Source organism: Rummeliibacillus sp. TYF005, assembly GCF_003844195.1.
Lineage (GTDB): Bacteria > Bacillota > Bacilli > Bacillales_A > Planococcaceae > Rummeliibacillus.
This window is the reverse complement of record NZ_ML122592.1, coordinates 1-15,501: the sequence shown is the minus strand read 5'-3', so window position 1 is coordinate 15,501 and position 15,501 is coordinate 1. Positions and strand designations below refer to the sequence as shown.

Below are 15,501 nucleotides of genomic sequence, written 5' to 3'. Positions count from 1 at the left end.
ACATCTTGCTTGTTCAGTTTTCAAGGTTCATGTTCAATCGCTGTCAGTAACTTAATTATTATATCAAACAACTTATTTTTTGTCAAGAACTTTTTTTAAAAAATCTTTGCTAATCTATAGTTGTCATTGATTAATTTTCATCGTTTCTAAACGACTTATATATTATATCAATATGATTTTTATTTGTCAAGATTTTTTAAATCTTTTCTAAAAGAAATGTGTTAATTAAATTAACAGCTCAATTAATATAACACAATATCATTGTATGTACAAGCTATTTCAGAAAAATAAACTTAGCTTTTCTAAAATAATATTTATTCACAATCTAATATTCATCAATATAATGATATTAGAACATTTTATATGCTAGGAAAGTAAACAAAAGCGACGTTCTCTTTGTCCAAGTGAACGTCGCTTAAGGTATTCTTATAAATTAGTCACGTGCTCGCATTAATGGGAATAATAATACATCACGAATAGATTGAGAGTTTGTCAAAAGCATAATCATACGGTCAATACCAATACCTAAGCCACCAGTAGGTGCCATACCATATTCTAAAGCTTCTAAGAAATCTTCATCCATTTCATGAGCTTCATCATTACCTAGCTCTTTTTCACGCATTTGCGCTTCAAATCGTTGACGTTGATCGATAGGATCATTTAGTTCAGTAAATGCATTTGCATGTTCGCGACGTACGATAAATAATTCGAAACGGTCAGTGAATCGTGGATCTTCAGCATTTTTCTTAGCAAGTGGAGAAATCTCAACTGGATGTCCATAAACAAAAGTTGGTTGGATTAATGTTTCTTCAACTTTTTGCTCGAAGAATTCATTGATGATATGTCCCACTTCCATACTATCTTTAATATCAACGTGATGTTCACGAGCAAGAATTTGCGCTTCTTCTTTCGTCATTTCTTTCCAGAAGTCTACTCCTGTAGCTTCTTTAACTGCATCTACCATGTGTAGACGTTTCCAGCCTTTAGAAAGATCAATTGTATTTTCACCATATTGAACTTGAGTTGTTCCAAGCACTTCTTGAGCAACATGTCCAAATAAGTCTTCAGTAAGGTCCATTATGTCATGGAAATCTGCATATGCTTCGTATAATTCAAGAAGTGTAAACTCTGGGTTATGACGAGTAGAAACACCTTCATTACGGAAAACACGTCCGATTTCATATACCTTTTCAAGACCGCCTACAATTAAGCGTTTTAAGTATAGTTCAATTGCAATACGCATATACATTGTTGCATCTAATGCGTTATGATGTGTAACGAATGGACGAGCTGCTGCTCCTCCTGCTACAGAGTTTAACATTGGAGTTTCAACTTCAAGGTAACCCTTGTTATCTAAGAAATTGCGGATAGAACGAATGATTTGACTACGTGTAATAAATGTTTGTTTACTATCTTCATTCGTAATTAAATCTAAATAACGTTGACGGTAACGTTGTTCTACATCTTGTAAGCCATGGAATTTCTCAGGTAATGGTCGTAAAGACTTAGATAGGAAAGTGAATTCTAATGCTTTAACAGTTAGTTCACCTACATGTGTTTTAAAGATTGTACCTTTAATACCTACGATATCTCCAAGATCAGCGTGTTTAAAGATATCATACGCTTCTTCACCAATTGCATCTTTTCGTACGTAAATTTGGATTTGACCACCAAGATCTTGGATATTAGCAAATCCAACTTTGCCTTTACTACGTTTTGTCATAATACGTCCAGCAATGATCACTTGTTCTAGATGATCATTTTCTTCTAACTCTTCTTTTGATAAGTCAGCATATTGTTCTTTTAATTCGTTGGAAAGATGTGTGCGTTCAAAACGTTGACCGAATGGGTCTAAGCCTTGTTCTCTTATAGAATCCATTTTTTGGCGTCTCACCAAAAGTTGGTCATTTAATTCTTCTGCCACGATTTTCACTCCTTATATTTGTTCCGCTAAGCAGTCCATAATGTATTTATTGTACACAATTTTCTGTGATGAATCACGTCTTTCTACTCATTTCTCTGCTAAATCTAATATTATATATGACATAGAGAATAAGAAGTGATTCAAAACTACGTGTAAATAGTATTAAAAAAAAATAATACCTTAAGTTGTTATAAAGTAAGCATTTGAGGGTGTCTTAAAGCACTTTCCACTTGTAAGACACTCTCTAAAAGCATTTATCTCTATCACACGATTTCAATTGATTGAGCAGTTTCTTCGCGTCCTTCAACTTCCTCAACAAGTTCGTTCAAAATTGCATGTAGCTCTAATGCAGATTCTGCCTGATTGATAAGGTTTCTTGCCTTGCCATTTCCACGTACCCCTTTTAAATACCAAGAGGCATGTTTGCGCATTTCACGCACAGCAATTTTTTCTCCTTTAAGTTTCATCAAACGATCAAAGTGTAAGAGGCAGACATCTATCTTCTCACGAATTGGTGGTTCAGGCATAAGTTTTCCTGATTTTAAATATTCAACCGTACGATAGATCATCCATGGATTTCCAAGCGCTGCACGACCAATCATAACACCATCAGCACCTGTATATTCTAAAAGGCGTTTAGCATCTTCTGGTGTTTCAACATCACCATTCCCGATAAATGGAATATTAATGTTTTCTTTTACTTCTTTTAAAATATCCCAATTCGCTTTTCCTTCATACATTTGAAGGCGTGTGCGACCATGCATTGCAATGGCAGAAGCCCCTGCACGTTCTGCAGCCTGTGCATTTTTTACGGCGAAGACATGATCTTCGTCCCAACCAATACGCATTTTACAACTTACAGGTTTATCGACAGCATCTACAACTGCTGAAACCATTTCATAGATTTTATTTGGATCTAGCAACCATTTAGCTCCCGCTTCACATTTGATAATCTTATTAACTGGACATCCCATATTGATATCAATAATATCAGCTGTCGTATATTTATCTACATATTGCGCAGCTTCAACTAATGTTTCCTTGTTACCGCCAAAGATTTGAAGCGAAAGAGGGTTTTCACGTTCATCAATATAAAGCATATTCATCGTTTTACTATTACGTTGTACAATCCCTTTATCGGATATCATTTCAGCATATACTAAACCTGCTCCAAATTCTTTAACTGTAAGGCGAAATGCTGAATTACAGACACCTGCCATGGGAGCAAGTACAACACGGTTGTCCATGATTATATCGCCAATTTTAAACGGTTTGTCGTTAGTTAATGTCACCGTTTATCCTCCTTCGTAGGCGAATATTAAATTTCACCTTTAAGTTCGTTTATATTTATCTTAAGATTTTTCGCTATAATTTTTAGTTCATCTTCAGTCGCCTGGCGTTCTCCCCTTTCGATTTTCCCTAAAATCGAAAGGGGTATACCTGTTAATTTAGCAAATTCGTCTTGATTTATCCTTTTGAGTTTTCTGAAAGCACGAATTCTGATACCCCAGTGACTGTTTTCCATCGTCTAACGCCTTCTTTTCCAACTAGTTCAAGCATCGTTCTTAATGCCAGGCCTGTAGGAGGGTATATTAGATTTGGATCAATCTCAAGTAAAGGTACAAGAACAAAGGCACGTTCATGCATACGAGGATGCGGAACGATCAGTGTCTCCGTCTCAATATTGTCATGATTATAGAACAAAATGTCAAGGTCTATCGTTCGTGGCCCCCAACGAATAATTCTCACTCTTTTTAATGCCTGTTCAATTTTTTGACATTCCTCCAACATCTCTTGAGCAGGTAATGTAGTGCGCACCTGAACTACCATATTCAAAAATAAATCTTGATTCGTATATCCTACGGGGTCGGTTTCATAAATTGATGAAAGTTTAACAACTTCAATTTCCTTCTGTTGTTGCAATAGTTGCACAGCATGACGCAATGTTTCCTCTTTATCCCCCATATTGGATCCTAATGAGATATAGACTTCGTTCATGCAAACACTCCTCTAGTTATTTCAACAGATACTTCTCTGTAATGACCAGGAATAGGCGGATCTGGTTTAATTATTTCTACTCTAATCCCTTTCACACTATCAGGATAAGCATCTCTTATTTCTTTTGCAACCGTTTCTGCAACAGTTTCAATTAATTTATATGGTTTACCTTCAACAACTTTTTTGCAAATATCATAAACCTCTGCATAACTTACTGTATGTTCAAGGTTGTCCGTTTCACCTGCATGTTGTAAATCTGTAGCTATAGCTAATGTGACACGGAATCTTTGGCCAAGCTTCGTTTCTTCTGGTAACACTCCATGATAACCGTAGAATTCCATATCTTTAACATGAATATAATCCATTACGTTCCTCCTCGTAACATTTCAATAACATTTCAAACTTTAACCATAATTACTTTAATGCATCCATCATTTTCATCATTCTTGCAATTGGTTTTACATCATGAACGCGTACCATATGACAGCCTTTGTCGACTCCATAACAACATGTAGCTCCAGTACCTTCCATACGCTCTTCTACTGGAAGATCAAGTACTGTTCCAATCATACGCTTACGAGATGTTGCTAGTAATACTGGGTACCCCATATCTACAAGGTTCGGTAATGCCTTCATCATTTCAATATTTTGCTCATGCGATTTCGCAAAACCAATACCAGGATCTAACCAAATATATTCATCTTTGACGCCAGCTTCACTTGCAATTTGAATACTTTTTTCTAAATCACTTTTGGCATCCGCCCAAAAATTATTGCTGTAAGCCTCATCTTTACGATTATGCATTAAGATAATTGGTACGTTAAGTTCTGCAGCTACTTTAGCAATTTCCGGGTCATATTGAGCACCCCAAATATCATTGATAATATGTGCACCTGCTTCAATAGCAGCACGTGCAACTTCCGATTTAAATGTATCAACTGAAATTAATACATCCACTTCGGAGCGAATTGCTTTAATAGCAGGAATAACACGTTTTAACTCTTCCTCTGCAGAAATAGGTGTATGACCTGGTCGTGTAGATTCACCACCAATATCTATAATATTAGCACCATCGGCAACCATTTCTTTTGCATGTTTAACCGCATTATCGACAGAGTTATACTTACCACCATCCGAAAAAGAGTCAGGTGTAACATTTAAAATACCCATAACAAACGTTTTTTTAGCAAAATCCAATCTATGACCATCTATTGTTAGTACTTTATACTTTTCAAGATTCATTTTCCTACTCCCTTTCAAATTAGATAATATATCCTTTTTATAAATACGCTTTACCCTTTATAGCTAATTTTCTTCTTACCATTATTCCTTTTATATCTAGCAAAGCTAGCTATCGTAATCGTTGGAGCGACCATTGATGTAAATAAACCATCTATTATTCCCCAGAAAATAAAGAAAGCTCCCCCTATTCTTAAATAGCTTGTCGCTAAAGTAGAAACTGTGCTCTATACAATCTTTTTTATCTCTATTATAGCATTCTTACATATGCTGAAAATGTACATAAGAATTCTAAACACACTAATCTTTCTTCAGTATAACAACACCTATTCATGAAACATAGATATAGAATTTATCAAAAGTACTCCCTAAGAATGGCCAATTTGAATATATTTACATTAACAAGCTAAATTCATCTCAACAAAAAGAGCATCCGATATTTTCGGATGCTCTTTTTAAATATATAAATTTATGATTAATCGTCGTAACGATATAATGGTGTACTAAAGTAACGTTCACCAGTATCAGGAAGAAGCGCTAAAACATTTTTGCCTTTTCCAAGACGTTTTGCTGTTTCAATTGCTGCATACATAGCTGCACCTGCAGAAATACCAGCTAATACACCTTCTTCTCTTGCTACTTTACGAGCTGTTTCAAATGCATCTTCATTTTCAACTGGGAAAATAGAAGTGTAAGCTTCAGTGTTTAATACTTCTGGTACAAATCCAGCACCAATACCTTGGATTTTATGTGGACCTGGTTTACCACCTGAAAGAACAGGAGAATCTTTTGGTTCTACCGCGATTACTTCAATGTCAGGGAATTTTTCTTTTAGTACTTCACCAGTACCTGTTACTGTACCACCAGTACCAACTCCTGCGATAAATGCATCTAAGCTTAAACCATCAAATGCTTCAATAATTTCAGGACCAGTAGTTAAACGGTGTGCTTCAACATTTGCTGGATTTTCAAATTGTTGAGGTACGAACCAACCATTCTCGTTTGATAACTCTTCCGCTTTAGCAATTGCACCTTTCATGCCATCTGCTCCTGGAGTTAAAACTAATTCTGCACCATAAGCACGTAATAAATTTCGGCGTTCAACACTCATTGTATCAGGCATTACAATTACTGTTTTATATCCTTTTGCAGCTGCAACCATAGCAAGACCGATACCAGTGTTTCCACTTGTTGGTTCAATAATTGTACTACCAGGTTTTAATTTACCTTCTTTTTCAGCCGCTTCGATCATGGCTGCTGCAATACGATCTTTAACACTACTTCCTGGATTAAAATATTCTAGTTTTACATATACATTAGCATCATTAGGACCTGTTACATGATTCAACTTTACAATCGGTGTATTACCAATCAATTCTACTACTGAGTTTACAATTTTACTCATTTACCATTCCACTCCTAATCCCTAGTAATTTAATAAGCTTTATAGTTTTTATATTACAACTTTTAAAAATAGTTTGTCAATAAAAAAACAGCTTATATTCCAAATAAATATAAGCCGTTCTTTCTACTCAATTGTATCAAAGATTTTGGTATCCCTGTATCAAATTGAATTACTTATTTTGAGCATGAATTTCGTCGATAAAGCCTTCTAATTCTTCTTTAGAATAAAGGTATTTTTCTTCACAGAAATGACAATGTGCCTCTGCCATGCCATCTTCGTCGATCATATCTTGGATTTCTTTTACACCTAGACTAAGAATTGCAGCTCCAAAACGTTCTTTAGAACATGTGCATTGGAATCTCACTGGCATTGTATCTAAAACTTGTACATTTTCTTCACCAAGCACCGCTTCTAAAATTTGTTCTGGTGTATATCCTTTTTGAATCATCTTAGACACTGGTTCAATTTTTGATAAATGTTCTTCAATCTCTGTAATAGTTTCATCATCTACTCCAGGCATTACTTGAATAACAAAACCACCTGCTGCAAGAATTGTATTATCTGTATTCACTAATACCCCTAATCCGACAGATGATGGGACTTGTTCAGATTTTGCAAAGTAATATGTGAAATCTTCAGCGATTTCTCCAGATACAATTGGTACCTGTCCTGTAAAATGATCACGTAAACCAAGGTCTTTCACAACTGTTAGAGTACCTTCCGTACCTACTGCACGTCGAACATCCAGTTTACCTTGTGGATTTAAATCAAAATGAACTTGAGGATGTGTAACATATCCGCGCACTTCCCCATTTGCATTTGCACAAACAACCATAGGACCGATTGGACCATTTCCATCTACTTTAACAGTAATTGAATTGTCACCTTTTAACATAGCACCCATCATAACAGATGCAGTCATTGTACGACCAAGTGCTGCTGAGGTTGTAGGCCATGTATTGTGACGACGTTGTGCCTCACCTATTGTATCCGTTGTACAAACAGCAAACGCACGAACACTACCATTAAATCCAAGTCCTCTTACTAAATAATCAGCCATTTTTCTTCCCCTTTTCTTCCTGATTTCGTTTATAAATTAGATATAATCCTTTTAATGTTAAGAATGGATCAGTAATATCGATTACGGTTGATTCTTTCGCAACCATATTCGCTAAACCTCCTGTTGCAATAACTAGTGCCTCTTCTCTACCTTGTTTACGCATTCGGCTAACAATTCCTTCTACTTGCCCAACATAGCCATAAACGATTCCAGCTTGCATAGACGAAATTGTATTCTTACCTATAACATTTTGAGGTGTGGCAATTTCTATTCTTGGTAACTTAGAACAATGTGTGAAAAGGGCCTCCATAGATATTGAAATTCCTGGGGCAATTGCACCCCCCATATAATCACCATTCTCATTAATATAACAATATGTTGTTGCTGTACCAAAATCGACAACTATTAATGGCGAGCCATACTCTTGTATCGCTGCAACTGCATTTACAATACGATCAGCACCGATTTCTCTTGGGTTTTCACATTTTATGTTAAGCCCTGTTTTTACTCCTGGACCAACTACAACTGGTTCGATTGAGAAATATTTACGACACATCATTTCAAGTGAGAACATGATTGGCGGAACTACGGATGAAATAATAATTCCTTTGATATCTTTAAAGGATAGACCTTTATGTAAAAACAGAGTATTGAGTTGCATAGCATATTCATCTTCTGTTTTTAATGTGTCTGTTTTCATTCGCCAATGGTGTTCAAGATGTTCTGTATTATAAATTCCTATTGAGATGTTCGTATTCCCTACATCCATCACTAAAATCATAAATATTATCCTCACTTATATGTAATTTCTCCATGAATCATAACATATATGCATAGATGAAAAAAGCCGACTACCTTACATAGAGTGAGGAGTCAGCTTTTACTTTTACATTGCTTAACGTTCTTCTTGAATACCGTTGTTTCTTTGTTCGCCGTTTGAATCTTTAGGTAAATCACTAGCTGTTGGATCAGCATTACCTGTCATATCCACTTTTGTTTCTTGAACAATCTTAGCATCTGTAGATTCACTTACATTTGCATCGGCTTCACTTCCAGCTTTATGGTTCTTTTTGTCATAAGAACGTTCTGGTAGTTTACCGTACTTTTCTAAGTGTTCGATTTGTTCGGCATCTAAAGTTTCTTCTTCAAGTAAAGTTGTTGCAATGAGGTTTAGAAGATCACGACGTTCTGTCAAAATTTTCTTCGTACGTTCATATTGTTCTTTGACCATTTGTTGCATTTCTTGGTCTATTTCATAAGCAATTCGATCTGAATAATTTTGTTCAGAGTTCAAATCACGTCCTAAGAATACATTTCCACCTTGGCTAGAGCCAAATTGCAATTGTCCAAGTTTATCACTCATACCGTATTCAGTAACCATAGAACGCACAATACTTGTTACACGTTGGAAGTCATTGTGAGCACCTGTTGAGACTTCACCGAAGACAATATCTTCTGCTACACGACCACCAAGTAAACCGGAAACTTTATCAAGTAATTCTGGTTTTGTCATGAAATAACGATCTTCTTTAGGAAGCATAACCGCATATCCACCAGCTTGACCACGAGGTACAATTGTTACTTTATGAACTTTTTCAGCTTCATCTAGTGTAAGACCTACAACTACGTGTCCAGCTTCATGGAATGCCACAATTTTACGTTCTTTTTCTGAAATGACACGACTTGTTTTAGCAACCCCTGCAATAACACGGTCAGTTGCTTCATCAATATCGCCCATATCAATTTTCTTCTTATTTTCACGAGCTGCAACTAATGCCGCTTCGTTTAATAAGTTTTCTAAATCTGCACCAGAAAATCCTGGCGTACGTTGTGCAATTGCTTTTAAGTCTACTGTTTCATCTAATGGTTTTTTACGAGCGTGTACTTTAAGTACAGCTTCACGACCTTTTACATCTGGACGACCTACAGTAATTTGTCGGTCAAAACGGCCTGGACGTAATAACGCAGGGTCTAGAATATCTGGTCGGTTTGTTGCGGCGATAATAATAATTCCTTCATTTCCACTGAAACCATCCATTTCAACAAGTAATTGGTTCAATGTTTGTTCACGTTCATCATGACCGCCACCTAAGCCTGCACCACGTTGACGACCAACTGCATCAATTTCATCGATGAAGATGATACATGGAGCATTTTTCTTAGCATTTTCAAATAGGTCACGTACACGAGAAGCACCGACACCGACAAACATTTCAACGAAATCAGAACCACTAATTGAGAAGAATGGAACGCCAGCTTCACCAGCTACCGCACGGGCTAATAAAGTTTTACCGGTACCTGGAGGTCCTACTAATAGGATACCTTTTGGAATACGTGCGCCAATCTCATCAAACTTCGTATGATCTTTTAAGAAATCTACAACCTCTACAAGTTCTTGTTTCTCTTCATCGGCACCTGCAACATCTGTAAAACGAATTTTTTTCTTTTGGTCATCGTACAATTTTGCTTTGCTCTTACCAAAGCTCATCATACGGTTACCGCCACCTTGAGCCTGATTCAACAAGAAGAAGAACAGGATGAAAATGACTACAAAAGGAATAATTCCAGTAAAGAATTGAATCCAGCCATTCGATTCAGGAGCCTTTAAAAAACTAATGTTTGAATTTTTCTTGGCCTCATCACGAATTTCATCCATCAATCCTTGGTCTTCACGGGGTATATTCGTAACGAATTCTTCGCCTTTTTTATACCCTTCCATCTTACCCTTTACGACAAATACTAACTGATCAGGTTGAATACTTGCTTCAGTAATTTTGCCATTCTCTAATGCTTTAACGAACTCGTGATATTGTATCTCTTTAGTAGGTTGGTTCGCATTATTAAACGTACCAAAAATCCCGATAATCACGAGGAAAATTAATAAATAGAATATGGTGTATCGAAATATTCGATTCATCCCCAGCCTCCTCACAAGATAAACAGAAAAACTATAGTAAATCTTAACATATGAATTTTTTATCGTACAATGAAAAGCTTCTCATTCAAAATGTTTCCTGCTAATAATTGTCTAAAAATTAAACACTTATCTTAAAATGAGTAAACGGATGGCTTTAAGACGCCAATGTACGGTAAGTTTCTATATTTTTCTGCGTAGTCTAAGCCATAACCTACTACAAATGCATCTGGAACTTCAAAACCTACATAATCTGCTTTTAAATCTACTTTACGACCAGATGGTTTGTCTAATAAAGTAACGATTTTAATAGATTTTGCTTTACGATATTTAAATAAATCTACAAGATAGCTTAAAGTTAAACCACTATCAATAATATCTTCGATGATAACGATATCACGACCTTCAACACTTGTGTTTAAATCTTTTAAGATTTTCACTTCACCTGAAGAAACTGTTGCATTACCATAACTTGTAACGTCCATAAAATCGATTTCAACATAAGAATCAATTCGTTTCATCAAGTCTGCCATAAATGGCATTGCACCTTTTAGTACCCCAATAAGCAATGGAAATTTATCTTGGTATTCTGTAGTTAGAGATTCCCCAAGCTCTTGAATCTTATTTTGTAACTCTTCTTCTGAAATTAATACTTTCTCGATGTCCTTCTGAAGCATCTTTAGTTCCTCCTTGATTGTATATAGACACTACAAAGTTTGTTGATCAATAATGAATATCATATCATCATTTAATCGTTTGCTATTCGAAAAATAGCTACTTACACGGAGCCCTGGGACGGCAATGACCTCATTATCATTTGTCACAATAATTGGCCATTCTTCTCTAAGCGCCATTGGAATTTTTTCATCAATAAAAAGACGGGAGATTCGTTTTTGTATATTTGCTCCAAACAATTGGATGCGATCTCCATCCATTCTGCCACGAATATGTAGTGGTAATGCAAAACATGTTGTATTTACAAAGTAGCATTTAGCGTTTGATGATAAATCTGACGGAATTTCCCCATCAACTTTTCCTATATAAACTCGTAAATAGTTTGGTAACTCATTCCATTGTTCAAATTGTAATGTCTTTGGCATTGTTTGAGTCGTATTTACTTGCTGCTTAACTAGGATTAAATCACCGTATTGACGAATTGCCTTTGCTCCTTTAGGTAAATCTATGGTCGCATTTCCATCTGTTGTTTGTACCAGTTTTAGAATAGAATTCCAAAGGGTGTAACTTTGTATAATGATTGTATCTTTATAAAGATATTTTAATAGTAGTAGAATGATTCTTCTTTGTAAAGCAAGCGGTTTATTTTGGAATGTATTTATATTTATTTTCCATAAATCACTTTGTTTTTCAACTAATACATCTTGTAATGCTTTCTCCGCTAATGAATCTAATAATTCTTCATCTGCTTGTACTTTTTCAGTGTAGTGCATAACTGCTTCCGCTATCTTTGGATTTTCATTTCTTAAAAGCGGAACAACATGATGTCTCATACGGTTTCGAGTGTAGGAATCCTTTTTATTACTAGAATCCTCTCTATATTCTTGTTTATTGGCTTGTAAATACTCTAGAATATCAGCTCTAGTTATCGAAAGAAACGGTCGGATTAATAGTCCATTTCCAAATGGACGACATCGAATAATACCTTGCATTCCCGTATCGTGCGATCCTCGGATTAATGCCATTAAAATACTTTCAACTTGATCATCCGCATGATGCGCCACGACTAATTTTGAACTTTTTGATTCTAACATAGCTTCCTTAAAGTAGGCGTAGCGCTCTCTTCTACAAACTGCCTGCATATTGCCCTGTTCCGCTTCTAAAATTTCTGGAATTGGAATATTAGTGGCATATACCGGAATACTACGTTCCTTACAAAATGATTCTACAAAGAGCCGATCACCATCTGCATCTTCTCCTCTTAACATGTGATTAACATGCACTGCTGCAACCGAAACGCCCAATCTTTTTTGCTCGTGATGCAGAAAATGGAGTAAGGCCATGGAATCAGCTCCTCCAGAACAAGCTACAAGAAGACGATCTCCCGCATGACACAACTCATATTGTTGTATATATTCATATACTTTTTGTTCGAGTTTTGTCATTATCTCACCTCATCATTATTTTACCATTCTTTCTTAAGCATTTTCCTGTAAAGTAGGCTTAAATAATGACCAATTTACTGTTTTATGTTGAATCTCAATACACACGATCGTACAATCGTCCATTGGCTGGCTATTATTACGGAATGTATTTAATATTTGTGGACAAATTTCTTGAATAGGAAGACTTCTATGTTGTAATAAGCTATTACGTAGAAGCTGTTCTTGTTGTTCCCATGGCATATTCTCGAAGAACAAACCATCTGTACACATGAAGATAATATCCCCTGCCTTTAATGACCGCTGTTCAGCTTCAACCGAAAATGACGTAAACAATCCGAACGGTTCACTGGCGCTTTCAACCCTGGTCACTTTCTTTCCTCTCACTAAATAAGTTGCCATACTTCCTGCTTTCCATGACCAAAGTTTTCCGTGTTGTAAATCGATTAAAGCAAAGTCCATTGTTGCATACATCTCTTCATCTTGCTTTAATGACATAACATAATGAAGCGTATGCATGGCAGTTTCCGGTGACATTTGGTGATTCAAACATTCACGCATTAAGCGTATTAACTTTCTACTTTCCTTATGTGCTCGTTTATTATGTCCCATTCCATCGGATAACATAATGGCAGTTAACCCCGGATTAAGTGAAAATACAGCATGTGAATCTCCTGAATACATCGTATTATTTTTTGACATTGATAATACATCGTATTGCATCTCAAATCGTATAGCTGATTGGAATGTAATTTGCAAATGTGCATAAGGCTTTGTTTTCTTAATCGTTTGGTGAATTTCAAAAGGCTCTTTAAATACTTCTTGAAGAACAGGTAATATCAACCGTTCTGCAACCATTTGGTCTGTTTCCCATTGTGATTTTTTATATGGAATACAACATACTACCTTTCGATTGCCAGGATCATTCGTCAAAATATCAATTTGGAAGAAGTCAATTCCAATATCTTTAAAACGGTTTGCTAATATTTCTTCTTGCTGTTGAAAAGAAACGGTATCATTTGTCATATCCTTCATCACTTGATCAATATGTGTAGACATGTCCTTTAACTGTAAGGCGATCATTTTCTTTCCATGGTGAAATTGGCCACTCAATTGTTGTTTTGAAACATGCTCTGCTAATGCATTTAAAAATAGCGATGAACGCACACACTTATTACGAATCTTTTCATCATATTGTATTCTAGAACCATTATTACCAACTGTTTGCGTCATTAACCATTGTTTCATCAATGGTTCCATTTCCATTCTTCCTTCTCCCCAACATTTTTCAAATCGATAGCAACTTTCACAAGGTGATAATGGTTTGGCTTCTAATTCGACTTCTTGTTGTTGGTCAGCCACGCTAAGACGATCATTTACGAGCTCTTTCATAAAAACAACAAAGTCATTAAAATTCGTTAGTTTCGTAGTCACTTTTTCAGTGAGCCAACGTTGTCTTTCCAAAAGCACTTCTTCATGATTCGGATAAAGTTGTCGTTGCCAATATTGCAACCAACTTCTAGGCATCGTAAAGAATAGAATAGATGCGATACCTAATGCAACATAATATGTCTTATCAATTGGTAATGTCGCATCATAGAGTACAAAAAATGCTGTTGCAATTGCACTTCCTATTACGATTCCAAAACGTCCTAGTTTTCTACATATTCCTGCGCATAAACCTGTTAAGGCATATACAGCAATCATTCCACTAAAAGATAGATGAGCGAGACTAATGATTGTTCCCATTAAGACTGCAATAGCAGTTGATAGCGTAACCCCTCCCACAAAAGCTGATGCTAATATCACAAACTGTAACGCTATATAAGTTGGGGATAATACCTCCCAAACAACGTTACTTGTAGCTGTAAGCATAATGGCAAGTACAATTAACGCTGCCCCCATTCTTTCTAAAGACCATGACGCTTTCCATAAAGCCGGCATTGGCAATAACAGCTGCATTAAAAATAAAGTCATGAAAATCGATAATATACTTTCATAACCAACATATACTAGAATCATGGTTGGTAGCTCACCATGATACGAAATAAGCTGCCATACAAATTGAGAAACAAATACTGACATTCCAACTACTATTGAAATAGACCATTTACGTATAAACGTCTTCATAAGCAATAAAAAGAGTAATAATTCTATACTATGGATAGACAAATCGCCTAGCCCTAATGTAAAACTGCCAATTGTACCTCCAATAAGTGCCCATACAAAATACTCTCGATGATTTACAAACACTACTGCCATCATTGGCAAAAAGAATGGAACAATTGCTTCAAAAAGAACAGCTTTTGATAAGAAAAATGCGGCGAAACATAACATCATTGAAAAGATTACAGGATATTTCTGTTGTAAATTTACAGTTACTTTTGGCATTAATAGTTTGTTTGGTTGGTCGAACGCTTTTCTCATGGGACAGAACCTCCAATTTATAGCATTTCTGCTAGTATACCTAGAAATTTGTGTAAAGTTTGTCTGTTCCTGAAGGTTCGTTCGAAAAATCGTTCGACGATAAATCACATAGTTTATAATTTTTTAACAAAAATCGCTTGACACCTCAATCTATCATCTTGTAATATGAATTGTGTTGTTCAAAAAGGCGGCGNAGCTCAGCTGGCTAGAGCGTACGGTTCATACCCGTGAGGTCGGGGGTTCGATCCCCTCTGCCGCCATACATTGTATGATTATAAGATTTCGGGCTATTTGTAGAACAAACACTAAAAGAAGCTATCAATTATGATAGCTTCTTTTTATTTGTCGATATTTCATCATTATATTCCTAATATACTTGTTTAACAGTAAACCCGTATTCAAACAACGCATATAAAT

13 protein-coding genes and 1 tRNA gene are annotated in these 15,501 nt (G+C 35.9%); 1 reads left to right on the top strand and 13 read right to left on the bottom strand.

Annotation, left to right across the window (positions count from 1 at the left end):
- Positions 1–433 precede the first annotated feature (433 nt).
- The 13 genes from lysS to CW357_RS16365 all read right to left on the bottom strand — a co-directional run bounded on the left by lysS (position 434) and on the right by CW357_RS16365 (position 15,084).
- Positions 434–1,924: a lysine--tRNA ligase gene (lysS, locus tag CW357_RS16425; RefSeq protein WP_124218612.1), complete on the bottom strand. Its 1,491-nt coding sequence runs from the start codon at positions 1,922–1,924 to the stop codon at positions 434–436.
- Between the two features lie 263 nt (positions 1,925–2,187).
- Positions 2,188–3,216, bottom strand: coding sequence for a tRNA dihydrouridine synthase DusB (dusB, locus tag CW357_RS16420; protein WP_119416060.1), 1,029 nt, complete (start codon positions 3,214–3,216; stop codon positions 2,188–2,190).
- A gap of 26 nt (positions 3,217–3,242) precedes the next feature.
- Complete coding sequence (locus CW357_RS16415) at positions 3,243–3,449, bottom strand: helix-turn-helix domain-containing protein (protein WP_119416059.1); 207 nt, start codon at positions 3,447–3,449, stop codon at positions 3,243–3,245.
- Positions 3,392–3,922 (bottom strand): 2-amino-4-hydroxy-6-hydroxymethyldihydropteridine diphosphokinase, encoded by a 531-nt coding sequence (folK, locus tag CW357_RS16410; RefSeq protein ID WP_119416058.1) that lies wholly within the window; start codon positions 3,920–3,922, stop codon positions 3,392–3,394. The genes CW357_RS16415 and folK overlap by 58 nt, the downstream gene beginning before the upstream one ends.
- Positions 3,919–4,287 carry a dihydroneopterin aldolase gene (gene folB / locus CW357_RS16405; RefSeq protein ID WP_119416057.1) on the bottom strand — a complete coding sequence of 123 codons (369 nt, stop codon included), beginning with the start codon at positions 4,285–4,287 and terminating at the stop codon, positions 3,919–3,921. Before folB ends, folK begins: the two co-directional genes overlap by 4 nt.
- 49 nt (positions 4,288–4,336) lie before the next feature.
- The gene (gene folP, locus CW357_RS16400) at positions 4,337–5,164 is read right to left on the bottom strand and encodes a dihydropteroate synthase (protein ID WP_119416056.1); all 828 of its coding nucleotides are present in this window, start codon (positions 5,162–5,164) and stop codon (positions 4,337–4,339) included.
- Positions 5,165–5,636: 472 nt separating this feature from the next.
- Entirely contained in the window at positions 5,637–6,566 is a 930-nt protein-coding gene (cysK, locus tag CW357_RS16395) for a cysteine synthase A (protein WP_119416055.1), read from the bottom strand.
- A gap of 169 nt (positions 6,567–6,735) precedes the next feature.
- Positions 6,736–7,626, bottom strand: a complete 891-nt coding sequence (gene hslO, locus CW357_RS16390) for an Hsp33 family molecular chaperone HslO (RefSeq protein WP_119416054.1) — start codon at positions 7,624–7,626, stop codon at positions 6,736–6,738.
- Positions 7,619–8,407 carry a type III pantothenate kinase gene (locus CW357_RS16385; RefSeq protein WP_119416053.1) on the bottom strand — a complete coding sequence of 263 codons (789 nt, stop codon included), beginning with the start codon at positions 8,405–8,407 and terminating at the stop codon, positions 7,619–7,621. Before CW357_RS16385 ends, hslO begins: the two co-directional genes overlap by 8 nt.
- A gap of 114 nt (positions 8,408–8,521) precedes the next feature.
- Positions 8,522–10,543 (bottom strand): ATP-dependent zinc metalloprotease FtsH, encoded by a 2,022-nt coding sequence (ftsH, locus tag CW357_RS16380; RefSeq protein ID WP_119416052.1) that lies wholly within the window; start codon positions 10,541–10,543, stop codon positions 8,522–8,524.
- A gap of 131 nt (positions 10,544–10,674) precedes the next feature.
- Positions 10,675–11,217, bottom strand: a complete 543-nt coding sequence (gene hpt, locus CW357_RS16375) for a hypoxanthine phosphoribosyltransferase (RefSeq protein WP_119416051.1) — start codon at positions 11,215–11,217, stop codon at positions 10,675–10,677.
- 30 nt (positions 11,218–11,247) lie between these two features.
- Positions 11,248–12,660: a tRNA lysidine(34) synthetase TilS gene (gene tilS, locus CW357_RS16370; protein ID WP_119416050.1), complete on the bottom strand. Its 1,413-nt coding sequence runs from the start codon at positions 12,658–12,660 to the stop codon at positions 11,248–11,250.
- Between the two features lie 33 nt (positions 12,661–12,693).
- On the bottom strand, positions 12,694–15,084 hold the full coding sequence (locus tag CW357_RS16365; RefSeq protein WP_119416049.1) for a SpoIIE family protein phosphatase: 2,391 nt from the start codon (positions 15,082–15,084) through the stop codon (positions 12,694–12,696).
- 186 nt (positions 15,085–15,270) lie between these two features.
- Here CW357_RS16365 and CW357_RS16360 point away from each other — a divergent pair.
- Positions 15,271–15,344 (top strand) — tRNA-Met (locus CW357_RS16360).
- Positions 15,345–15,501 lie beyond the last annotated feature (157 nt).